Annotated in this window: 13 protein-coding genes and 1 tRNA gene; 6 read left to right on the top strand and 8 right to left on the bottom strand. The window is 55.6% G+C overall.

Annotation, left to right across the window (positions count from 1 at the left end):
• Positions 1 to 8: 8 nt before the first annotated feature.
• The 7 genes from dppC to ACQG2Q_RS01160 form a co-directional block, all read right to left on the bottom strand.
• The gene (dppC, locus tag ACQG2Q_RS01190) at positions 9 to 911 is read right to left on the bottom strand and encodes a dipeptide ABC transporter permease DppC (RefSeq protein ID WP_022646697.1); all 903 of its coding nucleotides are present in this window, start codon (positions 909 to 911) and stop codon (positions 9 to 11) included.
• A 9-nt stretch (positions 912 to 920) separates the two neighbouring features.
• Positions 921 to 1,940: a dipeptide ABC transporter permease DppB gene (dppB, locus tag ACQG2Q_RS01185; RefSeq protein ID WP_022646696.1), complete on the bottom strand. Its 1,020-nt coding sequence runs from the start codon at positions 1,938 to 1,940 to the stop codon at positions 921 to 923.
• 161 nt (positions 1,941 to 2,101) lie between these two features.
• A complete protein-coding gene (gene dppA / locus ACQG2Q_RS01180; protein ID WP_022646695.1) occupies positions 2,102 to 3,709 on the bottom strand; it encodes a dipeptide ABC transporter periplasmic-binding protein DppA in 1,608 nt (535 codons plus the stop codon).
• Positions 3,710 to 4,330: 621 nt separating this feature from the next.
• Positions 4,331 to 4,407: transfer RNA gene (locus ACQG2Q_RS01175), tRNA-Pro, on the bottom strand.
• A gap of 91 nt (positions 4,408 to 4,498) precedes the next feature.
• Positions 4,499 to 6,193: a kdo(2)-lipid A phosphoethanolamine 7''-transferase gene (gene eptB, locus ACQG2Q_RS01170; RefSeq protein WP_022646694.1), complete on the bottom strand. Its 1,695-nt coding sequence runs from the start codon at positions 6,191 to 6,193 to the stop codon at positions 4,499 to 4,501.
• A gap of 239 nt (positions 6,194 to 6,432) precedes the next feature.
• Positions 6,433 to 7,635 carry an L-lactate MFS transporter gene (locus ACQG2Q_RS01165; RefSeq protein WP_023299065.1) on the bottom strand — a complete coding sequence of 401 codons (1,203 nt, stop codon included), beginning with the start codon at positions 7,633 to 7,635 and terminating at the stop codon, positions 6,433 to 6,435.
• 236 nt (positions 7,636 to 7,871) lie between these two features.
• Positions 7,872 to 8,414 carry a lipase gene (locus tag ACQG2Q_RS01160; RefSeq protein ID WP_023299064.1) on the bottom strand — a complete coding sequence of 181 codons (543 nt, stop codon included), beginning with the start codon at positions 8,412 to 8,414 and terminating at the stop codon, positions 7,872 to 7,874.
• A gap of 160 nt (positions 8,415 to 8,574) precedes the next feature.
• Here ACQG2Q_RS01160 and tag point away from each other — a divergent pair, with 160 nt between their 5' ends.
• Both tag and ACQG2Q_RS01150 read left to right on the top strand, forming a co-directional pair.
• Positions 8,575 to 9,156, top strand: a complete 582-nt coding sequence (gene tag / locus ACQG2Q_RS01155; RefSeq protein WP_022646691.1) for a DNA-3-methyladenine glycosylase I — start codon at positions 8,575 to 8,577, stop codon at positions 9,154 to 9,156.
• On the top strand, positions 9,134 to 9,574 hold the full coding sequence (locus ACQG2Q_RS01150; RefSeq protein ID WP_063850208.1) for an N-acetyltransferase: 441 nt from the start codon (positions 9,134 to 9,136) through the stop codon (positions 9,572 to 9,574). The genes tag and ACQG2Q_RS01150 overlap by 23 nt, the downstream gene beginning before the upstream one ends.
• On the opposite strand, the gene ACQG2Q_RS01145 is transcribed toward ACQG2Q_RS01150, so the two are convergent.
• Positions 9,543 to 11,912, bottom strand: coding sequence for a molybdopterin guanine dinucleotide-containing S/N-oxide reductase (locus ACQG2Q_RS01145; protein WP_063850210.1), 2,370 nt, complete (start codon positions 11,910 to 11,912; stop codon positions 9,543 to 9,545). The two genes, ACQG2Q_RS01150 and ACQG2Q_RS01145, sit on opposite strands and share 32 nt — an antisense overlap.
• A gap of 122 nt (positions 11,913 to 12,034) precedes the next feature.
• Here ACQG2Q_RS01145 and ACQG2Q_RS01140 point away from each other — a divergent pair, with 122 nt between their 5' ends.
• The 4 genes from ACQG2Q_RS01140 (at position 12,035) to ACQG2Q_RS01125 (ending at position 15,666) form a co-directional block, all read left to right on the top strand.
• Positions 12,035 to 12,697 carry an OmpA family lipoprotein gene (locus tag ACQG2Q_RS01140; RefSeq protein ID WP_022646688.1) on the top strand — a complete coding sequence of 221 codons (663 nt, stop codon included), beginning with the start codon at positions 12,035 to 12,037 and terminating at the stop codon, positions 12,695 to 12,697.
• A 158-nt stretch (positions 12,698 to 12,855) separates the two neighbouring features.
• Entirely contained in the window at positions 12,856 to 13,872 is a 1,017-nt protein-coding gene (locus ACQG2Q_RS01135) for a LacI family DNA-binding transcriptional regulator (RefSeq protein ID WP_023305241.1), read from the top strand.
• A 102-nt stretch (positions 13,873 to 13,974) separates the two neighbouring features.
• Complete coding sequence (locus ACQG2Q_RS01130; protein ID WP_063850212.1) at positions 13,975 to 14,724, top strand: sugar phosphate isomerase/epimerase family protein; 750 nt, start codon at positions 13,975 to 13,977, stop codon at positions 14,722 to 14,724.
• Positions 14,725 to 14,727: 3 nt separating this feature from the next.
• Positions 14,728 to 15,666, top strand: a complete 939-nt coding sequence (locus tag ACQG2Q_RS01125; RefSeq protein WP_063850214.1) for a sugar kinase — start codon at positions 14,728 to 14,730, stop codon at positions 15,664 to 15,666.
• The last annotated feature ends 44 nt before the right edge of the window (positions 15,667 to 15,710 follow it).

The raw sequence follows: 15,710 nt of genomic DNA, 5'->3' as shown, positions 1-15,710 counted from the left end.
CGTGCCTCTTACTGCTTCAGTTTGGGATCAAGTGCATCACGCAGACCATCACCCATCAGGTTAAATGCCAGCACCGTCAGCAGAATCGCCAGACCCGGGAAGGTGACGACCCACCAGGCGCTTTGCGCGAACTGCAACACGTCGGAGAGCATGGTGCCCCATTCCGGTGTTGGCGGCTGCGCACCCATGCCAAGGAAGCCAAGAGCGGCCATATCGAGAATGGCGTTAGAAAAACCGAGCGACGCCTGAACAATCAGCGGTGCAAGGCAGTTAGGAAGAATATTGACGAACATCTGGCGCATCGCCCCCGCACCCGCCACTCGAGATGCCGTTACATAATCGCGGTTCACCTCGACCAGCACGGCCGCACGGGTTAATCGGACATAGTGAGGAAGCGCAACGAACGTTAGCGCGAGCGCGGCATTGCCTATCGAAGGACCAAAGACAGCGACCAGAACCAGGGCCAGCAGAAGGCTTGGCAATGCCAGCATGATATCGACGATACGCATGATGACGTTATCAACGATGCCGCCGAAGTAGCCCGCCACCAGACCAAGCACAACGCCCATGATCAGCGACAACACCACCACGAGACAGCCAACCAGCAGAGAGAGGCGCGCACCGTACATCAGACGAGACAGCACATCACGGCCAACGTCATCAGTACCGAGCAGGTGCGTCAGGCTACCACCTTCCTGCCAGGCCGGTGGCGCGAGCAGCGCATCACGGAACTGGTCCGCGGGGTTATACGGCGCAAGGAAGTTCGCAAACACCGCAATCAGGATCATGATGGAAACATATACCAGCCCGACGACCGCGCCTTTGTTGCGCTTGAAGTAGTGCCAGAATTCCTGCATCGGCGTCATTGGCACCGGTGCGGTAACCGCTTTATTTTGAGTAACTTGTGACATGATGGCCCCTTACTTCTTATGACGAATACGCGGGTTCACCACGCCGTACAGCAAATCGACCAGCAGGTTGACGAGGATAATCATCGTCGCGACCAGCAATACACCGCCCTGCACAACCGGATAGTCACGGCGTTGCAGCGCATCAATTAGCCAGCGTCCAAGGCCTGGCCAGGAGAAGATGGTTTCGGTCAGGATCGCCCCGGCCAGCAGCGTACCGACCTGCAAACCGATAACGGTCACCACCGGCAGCATGGCGTTACGCAGGGCATGAATGATGATGACGCGCATACGGGTCAGACCTTTAGCGCGGGCAGTACGAATATAATCTTCGCCCAGCACTTCCAGCATGGAGGAACGAGTCATACGCACGATCACCGCAAGTGGGATGGTGCCCAGCACCATTGCAGGCAGGATCATGTGCGCAACCGCATCAATGAAGTTGCCCTCTTCGCCCCAGATCGCCGTATCAATCAGCATAAAGCCGGTTAACGGGTTGGTGTCGTCAAGGAAAACCATATCGCTGACACGTCCGGAGACCGGCGTCAGGTTCCACTGCACCGAGACCAGCATGATCAGCATCATGCCCCACCAGAAGATAGGCATGGAGTAGCCGGTCAGTGCCAGGCCAACGGCGGTGTGGTCGAAAATAGAGCCACGCTTAACGGCAGCCAGCACGCCGACGGGAATCCCCACCGCGGTCGCGAAGATCATGGCGCAGATGCCGAGTTCCAGCGTCGCCTGGAAACGCGGCACGAACTCGTCCCACACCGGAAGACGGCTTTTCAGTGAAATCCCTAAATCGCCGTGTAATACGCCCCAGATGTAGTGGAGGTACTGCTGCCACATCGGCTTATCAAGGCCGAGTTCAGCCAGCAGTTGCGCATGACGTTCAGGGGAGATACCACGCTCGCCCGCCATAATCATCACCGGATCACCCGGAATCATATGGACGAAGGCAAAAGTGAGAAGGGTGATACCGATAAACGTCGGGATAACCAGTCCCAGACGTCGGAGGATGAACTGCAACATAACCCGGATTCTCTCTGATGACGCACGCTCAGTAGCGTGACGTCTGTATTGCTCACAAATGTAAATTCCCTCTCCCTTCGGGAGAGGGTTAGGGTGAGGGGATGCATGCACGCCCCTCACCCCTGCCCTCTCCCACAGGGAGAGGGAGAACACCCTACTTATTATTCAACAGACACGTTTTCGAAGTGGTGTTTGCCCAGTGGATCGACCACGTAGCCCTTCACTTCTTTACGCACTGGCTCGTACACGGTGGAGTGAGCAACAATCAGCGCCGGAGCCTGATCGTGCATGACAACCTGCGCTTGCTTGTACAGTTCGATACGTTTGTTGTGATCATCGGTCGCACGCGCCGGCTGGATCAGGTCTTCAAACGGCTTGTAGCACCAGCGAGAGTAGTTGGAACCGTCTTTCGCTGCCGCACAGCTGAACAGGGTCGCGAAGAAGTTGTCCGGATCCCCGTTGTCGCCGGTCCAGCCCATCATGACCGCCTGGTGTTCGCCCGCTTTGGCGCGTTTCAGGTACTCGCCCCACTCGTAGGTCACAATTTTGGCCTGTACGCCAATCTTCGCCCAGTCAGCCTGAACCATTTCCGCCATACGACGTGCGTTCGGGTTGTAAGGACGCTGTACCGGCATCGCCCACAGCTCAACGGTGAAACCTTTATCCTGGCCCGCTTCTTTCAGCAGCGCTTTCGCTTTCTCAGGATCGTAGGTGTAGTCCTTAATGTCGTCGTTATAGCCCCACATGGTTGGTGGGATCAGGTTCTTGGCCGCAACGCCAGCGCCCTGGTAAACGGCTTTGATGATCGCTTCTTTGTTCACCGCGTAGGTCAGCGCCTGACGCACTTTCACGTCATCGAACGGTTTCTTCTCGGTGTTGAAGGAGAGATAACCCACGTTCAGGCCCGCCTGCTCCATCAGGTTGATATTTTTATCCTGCTTCATGCGCGCGATGTCAGCCGGGTTTGGATACGGCATCACCTGACATTCGTTTTTCTGCAATTTTGCGTAACGCACGGATGCGTCAGGCGTGATGGAGAAGACCAGACGGTCGATCTGCGGCTTGGTGCCCCAGTAGCCCGGGAAGGCTTTATACAGAATACGGGAATCTTTCTGGTACTGAAGCAGCTGGAACGGGCCGGTACCGATTGGGTTCAGGTCCACTTTTTCCGGCGTGCCGGCTTTCAGCATGTTGTCCGCGTACTCTTTAGAGAGAATAGAGGCGAAGTCCATCGCCAGGTCAGCGAGGAATGGCGCTTCCGGACGCGTCAGCACGAACTGAACGGTTTTATCGTCCACTTTTTTCACTTCAGCAATCAGGTCTGGCAGACCCATCCCTTCGAAGTATTCATAGCTGCCGCCAGACACTTTATGGTACGGGTTCTGGGCATTTTTTTGACGGTCGAAGGAGAACACTACGTCGTCGGCGTTAAAGTCGCGCGTAGGTTTGAATTCTTTGCTGTCCTGCCACTTCACGCCCTGACGCAGGTGGAAGGTATAGGTTTTACCGTCTTCGCTGATATCCCACTTTTCAGCCAGGCCAGGAATCACTTCCGTGGTACCGGTTTTAAATTCAACCAGACGGTTATAGATCGGTACAGAGCTTGCGTCGTAAGTCGTACCAGAGGTAAAGAGCTGTGGGTTAAAGCCTTCCGGAGAGCCTTCAGAACAGTAAACCAGGGTTTTTGCCTGTACGCTTGCTGCGACGGTCATGGCCACCAGGCTCAGACCAAGCTTCAGCATCCCTGACTTCTTCAAGGAAATACTCATTATTGTGCTCCAATGTGATGTTTTGCTTTGTTGTGTTACGCCGCCTGACCTTTATTTATTTTTTACCCGGTCCGGTCGGTGATGCCCGAGGGCGTTAAAAGGGATAGAGAATCCTTTCAGAAGAGCGTTTGAGTTGCAGCGCAGATCCTCCCTGAAATGCCCCTCGTGCCCTACAATCTGTCAACAGAATGTGAAAACGTCAATACAGGTGGCGGGGATTTACGTGGAGTGTGAGAAACCGCAAACAAAGATTAAAAAAACTCTGAATGCCAGTTTTCAGCAGAGAAATTTATGCTACTCGCCATGTTGCAGCACAAACCCCTCCCTATTTCGCAACACCCAGTGATTAAGTTTTATTCAGAATGGGTAAATTTTCTTACAGAATGGTGATTATCTGAGCACTAAATACCGCGAACGTTAAAACGCACAGCGAAAAATGCTGAGGTTATCCATAAGCAACGCGAAAAAAGATCAAACTATATATAAAAAAATACAATGGATTATGTCACAAAACCGCAAGCAGGCAGGGGGAAGCAGGGCTAAGGGGTATTTTGAGGACTCGTGTGGGGTAACGCGTTAATGCAAAAAGGGCTAACCTTGCGGTTAGCCCTTTTTAGAATGTGGTCGGCGAGAGAGGATTCGAACCTCCGACCCACTGGTCCCAAACCAGTTGCGCTACCAAGCTGCGCTACTCGCCGAATGCGGAGCGCATCTTACTGCTGAGGTGCGCCCTCGTCAATCCCTTATTTTCAAAAAGCCATTCAACTGGCGATATTCTCGCCAGACCAGCTACTGCGCGGCTTTTGTGGTGTTATCAGGGAGTTTACACCAGTTGTTGTTTTCGTTAATCCCACCGTTCGGTGAGGTATAGCCGAGACAGCCCATAATAGTGTCGTACAGCTCAACGTGACGGCGCGGTACCTTAATCTCTGCCTGCTGTTTCAGGTGGGCAAACATTTTGGCTTTGTCCGGGTTTTCCAGATACTTGTCCGACATCCACATGATCATCGGCACGCGGAACTGCTCTGGTGGCGCCAGCTTACGCGGCGTACCGTGTAAATGCTCTTTCTCGTTGATGGACTCGCCGTGGTCGGCCGCGTAGATCACAATCGCTTTCTTATCGCGAAGCTGGTCAATCACCCGGCTGAGGAAGGTATCCACATACAGAATCGAGTTATCATAGGCATTGATCAACTCCTGCTTGCTACAGTTCTTGTTAATGCCGACGCACTCAGGCGTCCATTTGGCGAAATCGCGCGTGTAACGCTGATAGTAGCTGTAGTGTGACCCTTTGGTATGCAGAACAATTAGGTGCTTACCCTGCGGATGGTTTTTCAGCGACTGTTCCATCTCAGAGAGCAGCAGCATGTCATCAACGTTCTTTCCGCGGTTACGCGGCTCGGCGCCAATCTGCTCGCGGTAGGCGATGTTATCCGCCATGGTGTTGGTGTAGAACCACATCTCACTTTGCATGGCGAACAGATCGGAGCTAAATCCAAGCTGCTTCAGAACAGCAAACACGTTTTGCTCTTTGAGAGTGCGCTGAGGGTTATCACTCGCACCGCCCTCGCGAACAAACATACAGCGCAACGAGAGCTTCGTGGCGGTATCGCAGGAGTAGCCGCGGTATGCCACCAGATTCTTTTCCTGCGCCAGTTTCGGGGTGGTATCGCGGTCATAACCGAGAATACCCATATGATCCCAGCGCGTCGTTTCGCCGATAACGAAGACCACGTAAGTATCATCCAGCCCGTCAGCCGGAGCCTGGTAGGTGAACTTTTTGGTTGGGTTAATCAGCGATTTCACATCGCTGGATTCGTCCGCCTGAGCCCAGGCATAAAGACCTAACGCCGACAGCCAGTTAGACGGCAGGTACGAGTTAGCCACCACGCCGCCGTAGCTTGGCATATCCACGCCTGTCGCTTTTTCGATCCGTTTTTGCTGCTTTTCCATCAGGCGAATAGGCGCCCATACCAGCAGACCCGCCAGAAGAACGACGGCGACGTTGCGGATGCGCTGTCCCCGGGTACGCAACTGGCGTAACAGGGTGTAGCGACAGGTGTTACTCCAGATAAAGAAGAGCGGGATCAGGCAGGTCAGAATCGTCCACAGGATGAACCCTTGACCCACCACCTCTTTCGAGAGGTCGATGTCCGTGGTCATCACCGAGGCCACAATACCGTAGCCAATGACCACGTTCATGAATGTCATGTAATAGCTTGCGGCGGCGGAGATAATCACCACCAGCGAGGCCAGAATTTGCCATGTACGACGGCCAAAGAGAGAGAGCAGGCGTAACAGGAAGAAGGTCGCCAGAATTGAGCCAAACACTTCAATCGCGGCAAAAATTCCATTTCTTACAGTGAGGTGTTCGAAATAACCTTCCACTCGTCTGAACAGCACCGCGCCATTCAGAAACAAACCGATATAGACAGCCAGCATCAGACACAATCTTTGCTGGGTAAGAGACCTAATATATTTCATGCAAACAACCCTGGGGGAAGGGGTATAAAAACCCGCCGAATCTCAGTGAGAAAGCTGACAGAGTAAGTAGATGCGAGAGAAACCGTTATCAGAAACGTCTACAAGCGCGATAAGTAGACCACAGCAGGGAAGAAAAGTGGCAGCAGAGAATGTGAATCGATGAAGATTTTTACAAAATAGCAAGTCCGGAAGCGATTTAGAAATAAATAAAAGAGGCCCAGCGGCCTCTTTTCATCGCATCATACATGCGCTTCTTTATACAGTTCGCGCTGCGGCTGACGGATCGTGGTGGACAGCGCCAGCGAAATAATCAGCAAAGCGAATATCACGCAGAAGGTCACGTAGAAGCCGCCAAACAGCGAGGCAATCAGTGAACCGCAAATACTGCCGATACCGAAGCCGAGATAAATGACGCCGTAGTTTTTCGCCAGGTTGTTCAGGCCGAAGAACTCGCTCACCAGTGACGGGAAGACGGTAATAGTGCCGCCAAAGTTAAAGGCTACGCAGGCAATTGCTGCAAAGAATGTCGCCTCGTTCAGCGGAGCGAACAGCAGTGCTGCCATACCCACCAGGGAGATGACCTGCCCCAGCGTAATCACACGGATACGGGCGATTTTGTCAGACAGGATACCCAGTACCAGACGACCCGAGAGGTTAGCGATGGAGATGACCGTCACCGCGTTCGCCGCCGTCGCCGCGTCCAGTTTTACCATCCCCTGCGCGATATCTTTCGCCACACCGATGACATACAGACCGCTCATGCAGGCCGTCAGGAACATCACCGCCAGCATCCAGTACTGCGGCTTACGCATGGACTGAGCGAGGGTGAAATCGTTCTCCACCACGCCGTTAACGGTTTTCACTTCCTGCTGCGGCGCATCTTTCATCAGCGTGGCGCCGAAGAGGATCATTACCAGCACAATCACGCCCCAGATCATAAAGGTTTTCTCAAGCCCAACTGAGGCCAGCAGATGGGAGTCAATGAATTTGAACCCCAGGCTGCCCAGGCCATATGAACCAATGGCAAACGCGGAGATAAGCCCTTTACGCTCCGGGAACCACTTCACGCAGTTAGACAGCGTCAGCAGATAACCTGCGCCGTCCGCCAGACCCACCAGCACCCCGGCGCTTAGCCACAGCATCATCAGGTTGTTTGAATGTGCCGTCAGGAAGAAGCCCACGCCCAGCAGGATCCCGGAGGCCATGGTTACGCGCTTCACGCCGAAGCGCTCCTGAAGTTTGCCCGCCACGGAAGAGGAAATCGCTAATCCAAGGCTCAGCAAGCCGAAGGAGAATGCCACCTGGCTTATCGGTGCGCCGAGCTTATCGGACAGGGCGCTGTTAAACAGGCTCCAGGTATAGACCGAGCCCAGTGCGAACTGGGTAACGATGGTGCCGAAAAGCGTCAGCCAACGCGTGCGGTTATAAGTTGATGTGTTCATGGCAGTGTCCTGCAAGAGAAATTAAGGAAGTTCGCTGAGGACACGATAAACAAAACCCCAAAACGCCAGGGGTAAAACGGCACGAAATGCAGGAGATACGGAATGAAATGCCTGGAAGCGGGAATGAATGACCTTGCCGGAAAAGAAAACGCTTAAATGTGAGTGACCACTATCACCACATCCCGCGCCGTTATTGTATTAAATATGTTACCGCAGCGTTTAAAAAAGTAACAACCCTAAAATTTGGCGCTTAAGCCCAGGGTGTACAAATATTCTTCCTCCGACTGCTGGTTGTAGCTGATCTTCGCCCAGGGATGTAAATCACCATACTGCGTATCAACGCGCCACCCCAACGAGTTCACGCTGGCATGCCAGAGGGGATCGGTAAGCGGCTGCGTGGTAGTTACCTCACCAAATGCATTCACCGTTGCAGGGGGAGCGCCATCAGTGCGCCACGCCATGACGGGGCCGGTGGTAAAATGTCCCGCCACGGGAAAATTCCAGCCAACGCTCAGAACGGTTTCCGCATCTGAACCGGATGGGTCGTTCAGGGCAAAGCCCGCAGCATTCTGCGAATGGTTGATACGCTCCGCGAGAATATCTTCATAACGAGGTTGGTGATCGGCGTCCCATGTATAGCGTTCCGTCGTATTACTTTGTGCATCTGAAACGATATATTCCTGTTGCCACGCAAAAGCGGTGTTACATATAAGCAGGCAGGCTGAGACACCCACCAGGCCAGAAGCAGCATGGCGACCACTGATTTTTTTTAACATCATCAAAGCGACTCCAGAAAGAGCCGAGTTCGGCGATATATGTCATTGTTCGAAGAGGTATTAGGGCGTATAGCCCTGTATTAACTATTGTCTCTTTAGCAAACACGTCAAGCCGGGCAGATTGAAATTTTTGCGTTTACCGTATCAGGAAGGGAGATGACCTATGCAACGTTGCGGCTGGGTAAGCCAGGATCAGCTTTATATCGATTATCACGACAAGGAATGGGGCGTGCCGGAAACCGACGGTAAAAAACTGTTTGAAATGATTTGCCTTGAAGGCCAGCAGGCCGGGCTGTCGTGGATCACCGTTCTGAAAAAGCGTGAGAACTATCGCAAGGCCTTCCACCATTTCGATCCGGTTGCGGTGGCCGCCATGACCGACGAAGACGTGGAAAGGCTGGTTCTGGATACCGGTATCATCCGCCATCGCGGTAAAATTCAGGCCATTATTGGTAACGCGCGTGCTTATCTGGCGATGGAGCAAAACGGCGAACCCTTCTCAGCTTTTGTCTGGTCGTTTGTGGATAACGAGCCGAAGGTGACGCAGGCCGCCACGCTTGCAGAGATCCCAACGTCTACCCCCGCCTCAGATGCCCTGTCAAAAGCGCTGAAAAAACGCGGCTTTAAGTTTGTGGGCACCACCATCTGTTACTCCTTTATGCAGGCCTGCGGGCTGGTCAATGACCACATTAAGGGCTGCTTCTGCCACCCGGAGGGCCACCATGATCCGCAAATGGCAAAGTGAGGATACCGCTCCGCTTTTGAGTCTGTGGCTGGAGAGCACCACCGAGGCGCATCCGTTTATCGACGCAAGTTACTGGCAAGCGAATGAAGCGGTAGTGCGGGATGATTACCTTCCCGCCGCCGAGACCTGGGTCTGGGAGGAAAACGGTACCCTGTGCGGTTTTATCAGCGTCATGCAGTTCCAGTTCGTGGGAGCGTTGTTTGTCGCCCCGGCGTTCATCGGAAGGGGGATCGGGCGTGCGCTGCTGAACTATGTTCAGCAGCACTACCCGTATTTAACCCTGGAGGTGTATCAGAAAAACGTGCGGGCGGTGAATTTCTATCATGCTCAGGGTTTTCGCATCGAAGACAGCGCCTGGCAGGATGATACCCAACACCCGACGTGGATCATGGGCTGGCAGGCGGATCAAATGCCGTAAGGGGAAGCGCCGGTCCCTCATATTTCTCCACCCATGCCAGCGCCGTATTCCCCGCACAGCCATTCCCCAGCTTCGAGCTGGGGAGATCTTTGGTCAGGACGTTTACGGCGCCGTTCTTACAAATACCGCCCTCGTCCAGCGCCAGATCCGGCCATGCTCCCTGATGAATGCAGAACACGCCAGGGCGGATCCCGTCACTCACCACGGCGCCAGCCAGCACCTGCCCGCGTGCGTTCCAGACGCGAACGAGATCGCCGTCGTTAATCCCCCGCGCCTTTGCATCGTCGCTATTCAGCGCGATCGGCTCACGACCCGCCACCGCATACTGCTCGCGCAGAGCCGAATAGTTGAGCTGGCTGTGCAGACGATGGGCAGGATGGGCAGACAGCAGCTGAAGCTGCCCCGGCTGCGCATTGCCATGCCATTCGTCCGGCTCCAGCCACGCCGGGTGCGGCGGGCAGTCCGCGTAGCCAAAGCTGGCGATGCGCTTGCTGTGGATCACAATCTTCCCGCTTTCGGTTTTTAACGGGTGATTCTCCGGATCGCGACGGAAGTCAGCAAAGCGCACAAACCGCGCGTTCTGCTCGCTTTCCGGCATTTCGAAGAGTTGATTCGCTTCCCAGAATTCAGAAAATGGCGGCAGCGTCACGCCCTGCGCAGCCCCGCGCTGGCAGGCAATCTGGTAAAACGTTTCCAGCCATTGCAGATCCGTTTTGCCCTCGGTGAAACGCTCCCGTCCGCCCGCTTCCCATAATTCACTCAGGTCAGCAAAGACGTCATAATCATCCCGCGCTTCATCCCGGGGAGCCACTACGCGCTTCATCGGCACCATATGCTGGTTGCTGTAATCCCCCGTCATGGTGAGATCGTTACGCTCGAACGAGGTCGTGGCGGGCAAAACGATATCGGCATGTTTCGCTGACGCGGTCCAGAAGCACTCCGAGATCACCACCAGCTCCGGTTTCTGCCAGGCGCGGATCAGGCGGTTGGTATCCTGGTGATGGGTGAAGTTGGCCCCACCCGCCCACCAGACAAACTTAATATCCGGGAAATGGCGATCCTGACCGTTGTGCTGATAAAACCCGCCGGGGTTCTCCAGAGCTTCAACAATGCGTGCCACCGGAATTTTATCCACAGCGTCCACGCCCCCCTGCACCGAGCCCTGCATGGACGCCAGCACCGCCGCTTTACGCGTCGGGTTACCGCCGTTGGCAAAGTGATAGGAAAGGCCAAAACCGCCGCCGGCTGTGCCAATCTGCCCAAGCATCGCGGCGAGCGTCACCAGCATCCAGTGCTTCTGCTCGCCAAACTGCTGGCGCTGCATCCCCCATCCGGACATGAGCATCGTGACATGGCTATGGAATAACGCTGCCAGTTCGCGGATTTTAGCGGCATCAACGCCGCAAATCGCCGCAGCCCACTCTGCGGTTTTGGCGATACCGTCGGTTTTGCCCGTCAGATAGTCGGCAAATTTATCGAACCCCGTTGTGCAGCGCGTCAGAAATTCCGTGTCGTGCCAGCCGTTCTCCACCAGGGTGTGGGCGATACCCAGCATCATCGCCACGTCGGTGCCCATATGCGGCGCGATCCACTCGGCGCTGTCGCCGAAGAAATCAAGCGTTTCAGAACGCATCGGATCGATACAGATGATGCGCTTGCCGCTTTTGCGCAGCGCATCGAAGTAGGAAACGCCCTGCTCGTCGGACGCATTCCAGGCAATTTTAAGGGTATTGAGCGGGTTGGCGCTCCACAGCACCACCACCTCTGTATGCTCCAGCACCAGCGGCCAGCTGGTCTGCTGCTGATAAACCTCATTCCCGCCCACGACATACGGCATGATCGCCTGCGCCGCGCCGGTCGAGTAATCACCCAGATGGCCGGTATATCCTCCAGCCAGGCTCATATAGCGTTGCAGCAGGGTTGCGGCCTTATGCAGCACGCCGTTTGAGCGCCAGCCATAGGAGCCGGCAAAAATGGACGACGGGCCATAGCTGTCGCGGATGCGTTTATGCTGCGTATGGATCAGCGCCAGGGCATCGTCCCAGCTCACGCGCACGAACTCATCCTGCCCGCGAATACCTTGCGGTTTATCCGGTGACGCCAGAAAGCCTTTACGCACCATCGGCCAGCGTACGCGAGTTTTGCTATGTACCTGATCGCGAACGACGGTCTGTAAAGAGTTGAGATGGCGCGAAGGCAAAGCCCCGCGAGACGACAGCACGGTGTCGCCATCGGTTTCGACCAGCATCGGCCCCCAGTGGGCGGCGGTCAGAATGGTTTTTGTTGAGGTGCTCAAAGCGTGCGCTCCTGGTTGCGTGCAGGTATGACGGCCTTTCATTGAGGCAGTTTATCGTTTGTGACAAATTTCAGAGTTATACACTGAATTTTCTCCGTATTCGGACGTCATAATCCACTGCCACGTCCGTCGTGGCAAAGAATAAAAAGGATTAAGGAAATAAGATGAAAAAACGCGTACTCGTTATTGCCGCTCTGGTGAGCGGTGCACTGGCTGTTTCAGGCTGCACAACCAACCCTTACACCGGCGAACGCGAAGCGGGTAAATCCGGCATTGGCGCGGGTATTGGTTCCCTGGTGGGCGCTGGCGTTGGCGCACTCTCCTCCTCCAAGAAAGATCGCGGTAAAGGTGCGCTGATTGGCGCAGCGGCAGGCGCAGCCCTGGGCGGCGGCGTGGGTTATTACATGGATGTGCAGGAAGCAAAACTCCGTGACAAAATGAAAGGTACAGGCGTGAGCGTGACGCGCAGCGGTGACAACATCATCCTGAACATGCCAAACAACGTGACCTTTGACAGCAGCAGCGCGACGCTGAAACCCGCAGGCGCGAACACCCTGACCGGCGTGGCCGCGGTGCTGAAAGAGTACAACAAAACTGCCGTGAACGTGATTGGCTACACCGACAGTACCGGCAGCCAGGATCTGAACATGCGTCTGTCGCAGCAGCGTGCCGATTCCGTGGCCAGCTCGCTGATCACCCAGGGCGTAGAAGCGAACCGCATCCGCACCAGCGGCATGGGTCCGGCTAACCCGATCGCCAGCAACAGCACGGCGGAAGGCAAAGCGCAGAACCGCCGCGTTGAGATTACGTTGAGCCCTGTGCAGTAGGTAAAAGCAAAACGGCAACCCCGTTGCCGTTTTTAGTGTTTGCGCCCTCTCCCGTGGGAGAGGGTTGGGGTGAGGGCATCAGGCCGCCACCCGGCAAATTGCTTGATTCGTCAGATTTTCCCGCTAAGGTATTCTCACTAATTTCAGGGAAATCAGCGATGAGCAAACCAACCCGGGCCACCATCAGCGACGTGGCGAAAGCCGCCAAAACCGGTAAAACCAGCATTTCACGCTACCTCAACGGCGAGAAACACCTGCTTTCCGATGCGCTGCTGGCGCGAATTGAACAGGCCATTGCCGATCTCGACTACCGTCCCAGCCTGATGGCGCGCGGCCTCAAGCGGGGTCGTACCCGTCTGATTGGCCTCATCATCGCCGATATCACCAACCCTTACTCCGTTAACGTCCTCAGCGGCATTGAGGCGGCGTGCCGTGAGAAAGGCTTTACCCCGCTGGTCTGTAACACCAATAACGAAGTTGATCAGGAGTTGCACTACCTCGATCTGCTGCGCAGCTATCAGGTGGAAGGGATCGTGGTCAATGCCGTCGGGATGCGCGAAGAGGGACTGAATCGCCTGCAACAATCGTCGCTGCCGATGGTGCTTATTGACCGCAAAATCCCGGAATTTGCCTGCGATGTGGTCGGGCTGGATAACACCCAGGCGGCCACCACTGCTACCGAACATCTGATTGAACAGGGTTTCGAAGCCATTTTGTTCCTGAGCGAACCGCTGGGTATGGTTAACACCCGCCGCGACCGCCTGGCTGCATTTCGTGCCACGCTGGCGCGTTATCCCGGTGTGATCGCCGAAAATGCCGAAATCTCCCTCCATGAAGCCGGTCAGCTGGATAATACCCTGCGCCAGTTCCATACCCGCCATCGGGGTATGCGCAAAGCGGTGATCTCCGCGAACGGGGCGCTGACGCTTCAGGTTGCCCGCTCGCTTAAACGCATTGGCCTGCACTGGGGCAGCGACATCGGCTTACTCGGCTTTGATGAACTGGAGTGGGCTGAACTTGCTGGCGTAGGCATTACCACCCTCAAACAACCCACCTGGCAGATCGGCTATGCCGCGGTTGAACAAGTGGTTCGCCGCATTGAAGGCACCCGCGACGCCGTACGCGAGCAGGTTTTTTCTGGCGAGCTGATCGTTCGCGGCTCTACTGCCCGTTAATTTCCCCTTCGTGACAGCGATCATAAATTCAGCATCCCGATCTTTTCTTTGGAACCGGTTCCATCTAGCGTAATACTATCGATTACGCCCTGGAGTCAGGAAATGAGCAGGAAAATTATGGTGGTCACCGCCGCGTATGGCGCGGATCAGGTGCGACAAGCAGGCGGTCAACGGGCGATGCTTCCCGTTATTGCCGGCGCAGGGGCTGATGGCGTTGAAATCCGCCGCGAGCTCTTCAGCAGCGACGAGTTAATGGCCCTGCCTGCGCTCGGCGAGTCCATTGAACTGCTGAGTTTACTGGCGTGCTACTCCGCCCCGGCCCCCCTGTTTATGCCCGATGGAACCCTCAACCCGGATCTTCCGCGCTACCTTAGCGAAGCCAGCACCCTGAACGCGCTGTGGCTTAAAGTCTCGCTGGGCCATTTCAGCGACAAACAACCGCTTGAAGCCCTGCGCGTACTGCTGGATGAAAGCGGCATGACGCTGGTGGTGGAAAACGACCAGACCGACTGCGGTCAGCTCGCTCCGATGCAGCGCTTCAAAGCCGCCTGCCGGGTAATGGCGCTGCCGGTCACGCTGACGTTCGATATGGGCAACTGGCTGTGGGTTGGCGACTCCCCGGAAGAGGCTGCACGTCAGTTGGCTCCCGCCGTGAGCTACATTCATGTGAAGGCCGCGGTCCCGCATAAGGCGCAATTCCGCGCCGTCGCGCCGGATCAGACCGATTCTCGCTGGCGGGATCTGCTTAATCAACTCCCTGCCGATGCGCCACGCGGTATCGAATTTCCGCTGGAAGGGACGGATCTCACCGCCGTCACCCGCCATTACGTCAACCTGCTGCGCGAGGAGTAGACCATGCACAAGACGCTGGATGTCATCACCATCGGCGAGGCCATGGCGATGTTTGTCGCCACCGAAACAGGCGAGCTGAGCGCAGTGGAGCACTTTATCAAACGCGTTGCAGGTGCTGAGCTGAATGTTGCTACCGGCCTTGCGCGGCTGGGGCTGAATGTTGGCTGGGTAAGCCGCGTGGGAAATGACAGCTTTGGCCATTTCGTACTCGACTCGCTGAAAAAAGAGGGCATTGATGCCGCAGGCGTGACTCTCGACGGACGCTTCCCGACGGGCTTTCAGCTGAAATCTAAAGTTGAAAATGGAACCGATCCCATTGTGGAGTATTTCCGTAAAGGCTCAGCGGCAAGCCATCTCTCCGTGGATGATTATCACGCCGCGTATTTCTCCTCCGCGCGCCACCTGCACCTGAGCGGCGTGGCGGCGGCGCTCTCGGCCAGTTCGTACGATTTACTCGATCATGCCGCTTCGGCAATGAAAGCGCAGGGCAAAACGATCTCCTTTGATCCAAACCTGCGTCCGGTGCTGTGGAAAAGCGAAGCGGAGATGGTTGAGAAACTCAACCGACTGGCGTTTCAGGCGGACTGGGTACTGCCGGGGGTAAAAGAGGGAATGATCCTCACTGGCGAGAGCACGCCGGAAGGCATTGCTGATTTTTACCTCAACAAAGGAGTAAAAGCCGTGGTGCTGAAAACCGGTGCTGACGGTGCATGGTTCAAAACTGCCGACGGCGAGCAAGGCGCCGTCGCTGCGGTAAAAGTCGATAACGTGGTCGATACCGTGGGTGCGGGCGATGGGTTTGCCGTCGGGGTCATCAGCGCCCTGCTGGAGGGCAAACCGCTGTCGCAGGCCGTGGCGCGAGGCAACAAAATTGGTTCGCTGGCGATTCAGGTGCAGGGCGACAGCGAAGGATTACCAACACGAGCAGAGCTCGGAGTCTGAATTCCCTCTCCCTGTGGGAGAGGGCCAGGGTGAGGGCAGCAATC

Origin of the sequence: Enterobacter cloacae complex sp. 370H10, assembly GCF_050031535.1 — a bacterium.
GTDB lineage: Bacteria > Pseudomonadota > Gammaproteobacteria > Enterobacterales > Enterobacteriaceae > Enterobacter > Enterobacter intestinihominis.
This window is presented reverse-complemented; position numbering and strand designations above follow the sequence as displayed.

Excerpts from the sequence above, each read along its gene's own strand:
- dppC (WP_022646697.1), bottom strand. The coding sequence starts at position 911 with ATGTCACAAGTTACTCAAAATAAAGCGGTTACCGCACCGGTGCCAATG.
- dppB (WP_022646696.1), bottom strand. The coding sequence starts at position 1,940 with ATGTTGCAGTTCATCCTCCGACGTCTGGGACTGGTTATCCCGACGTTT.
- dppA (WP_022646695.1), bottom strand. The coding sequence starts at position 3,709 with ATGAGTATTTCCTTGAAGAAGTCAGGGATGCTGAAGCTTGGTCTGAGC.
- eptB (WP_022646694.1), bottom strand. The coding sequence starts at position 6,193 with ATGAAATATATTAGGTCTCTTACCCAGCAAAGATTGTGTCTGATGCTG.
- ACQG2Q_RS01165 (WP_023299065.1), bottom strand. The coding sequence starts at position 7,635 with ATGAACACATCAACTTATAACCGCACGCGTTGGCTGACGCTTTTCGGC.
- ACQG2Q_RS01160 (WP_023299064.1), bottom strand. The coding sequence starts at position 8,414 with ATGATGTTAAAAAAAATCAGTGGTCGCCATGCTGCTTCTGGCCTGGTG.
- tag (WP_022646691.1), top strand. The coding sequence starts at position 8,575 with ATGCAACGTTGCGGCTGGGTAAGCCAGGATCAGCTTTATATCGATTAT.
- ACQG2Q_RS01150 (WP_063850208.1), top strand. The coding sequence starts at position 9,134 with ATGATCCGCAAATGGCAAAGTGAGGATACCGCTCCGCTTTTGAGTCTG.
- ACQG2Q_RS01145 (WP_063850210.1), bottom strand. The coding sequence starts at position 11,912 with ATGAAAGGCCGTCATACCTGCACGCAACCAGGAGCGCACGCTTTGAGC.
- ACQG2Q_RS01140 (WP_022646688.1), top strand. The coding sequence starts at position 12,035 with ATGAAAAAACGCGTACTCGTTATTGCCGCTCTGGTGAGCGGTGCACTG.
- ACQG2Q_RS01135 (WP_023305241.1), top strand. The coding sequence starts at position 12,856 with ATGAGCAAACCAACCCGGGCCACCATCAGCGACGTGGCGAAAGCCGCC.
- ACQG2Q_RS01130 (WP_063850212.1), top strand. The coding sequence starts at position 13,975 with ATGAGCAGGAAAATTATGGTGGTCACCGCCGCGTATGGCGCGGATCAG.
- ACQG2Q_RS01125 (WP_063850214.1), top strand. The coding sequence starts at position 14,728 with ATGCACAAGACGCTGGATGTCATCACCATCGGCGAGGCCATGGCGATG.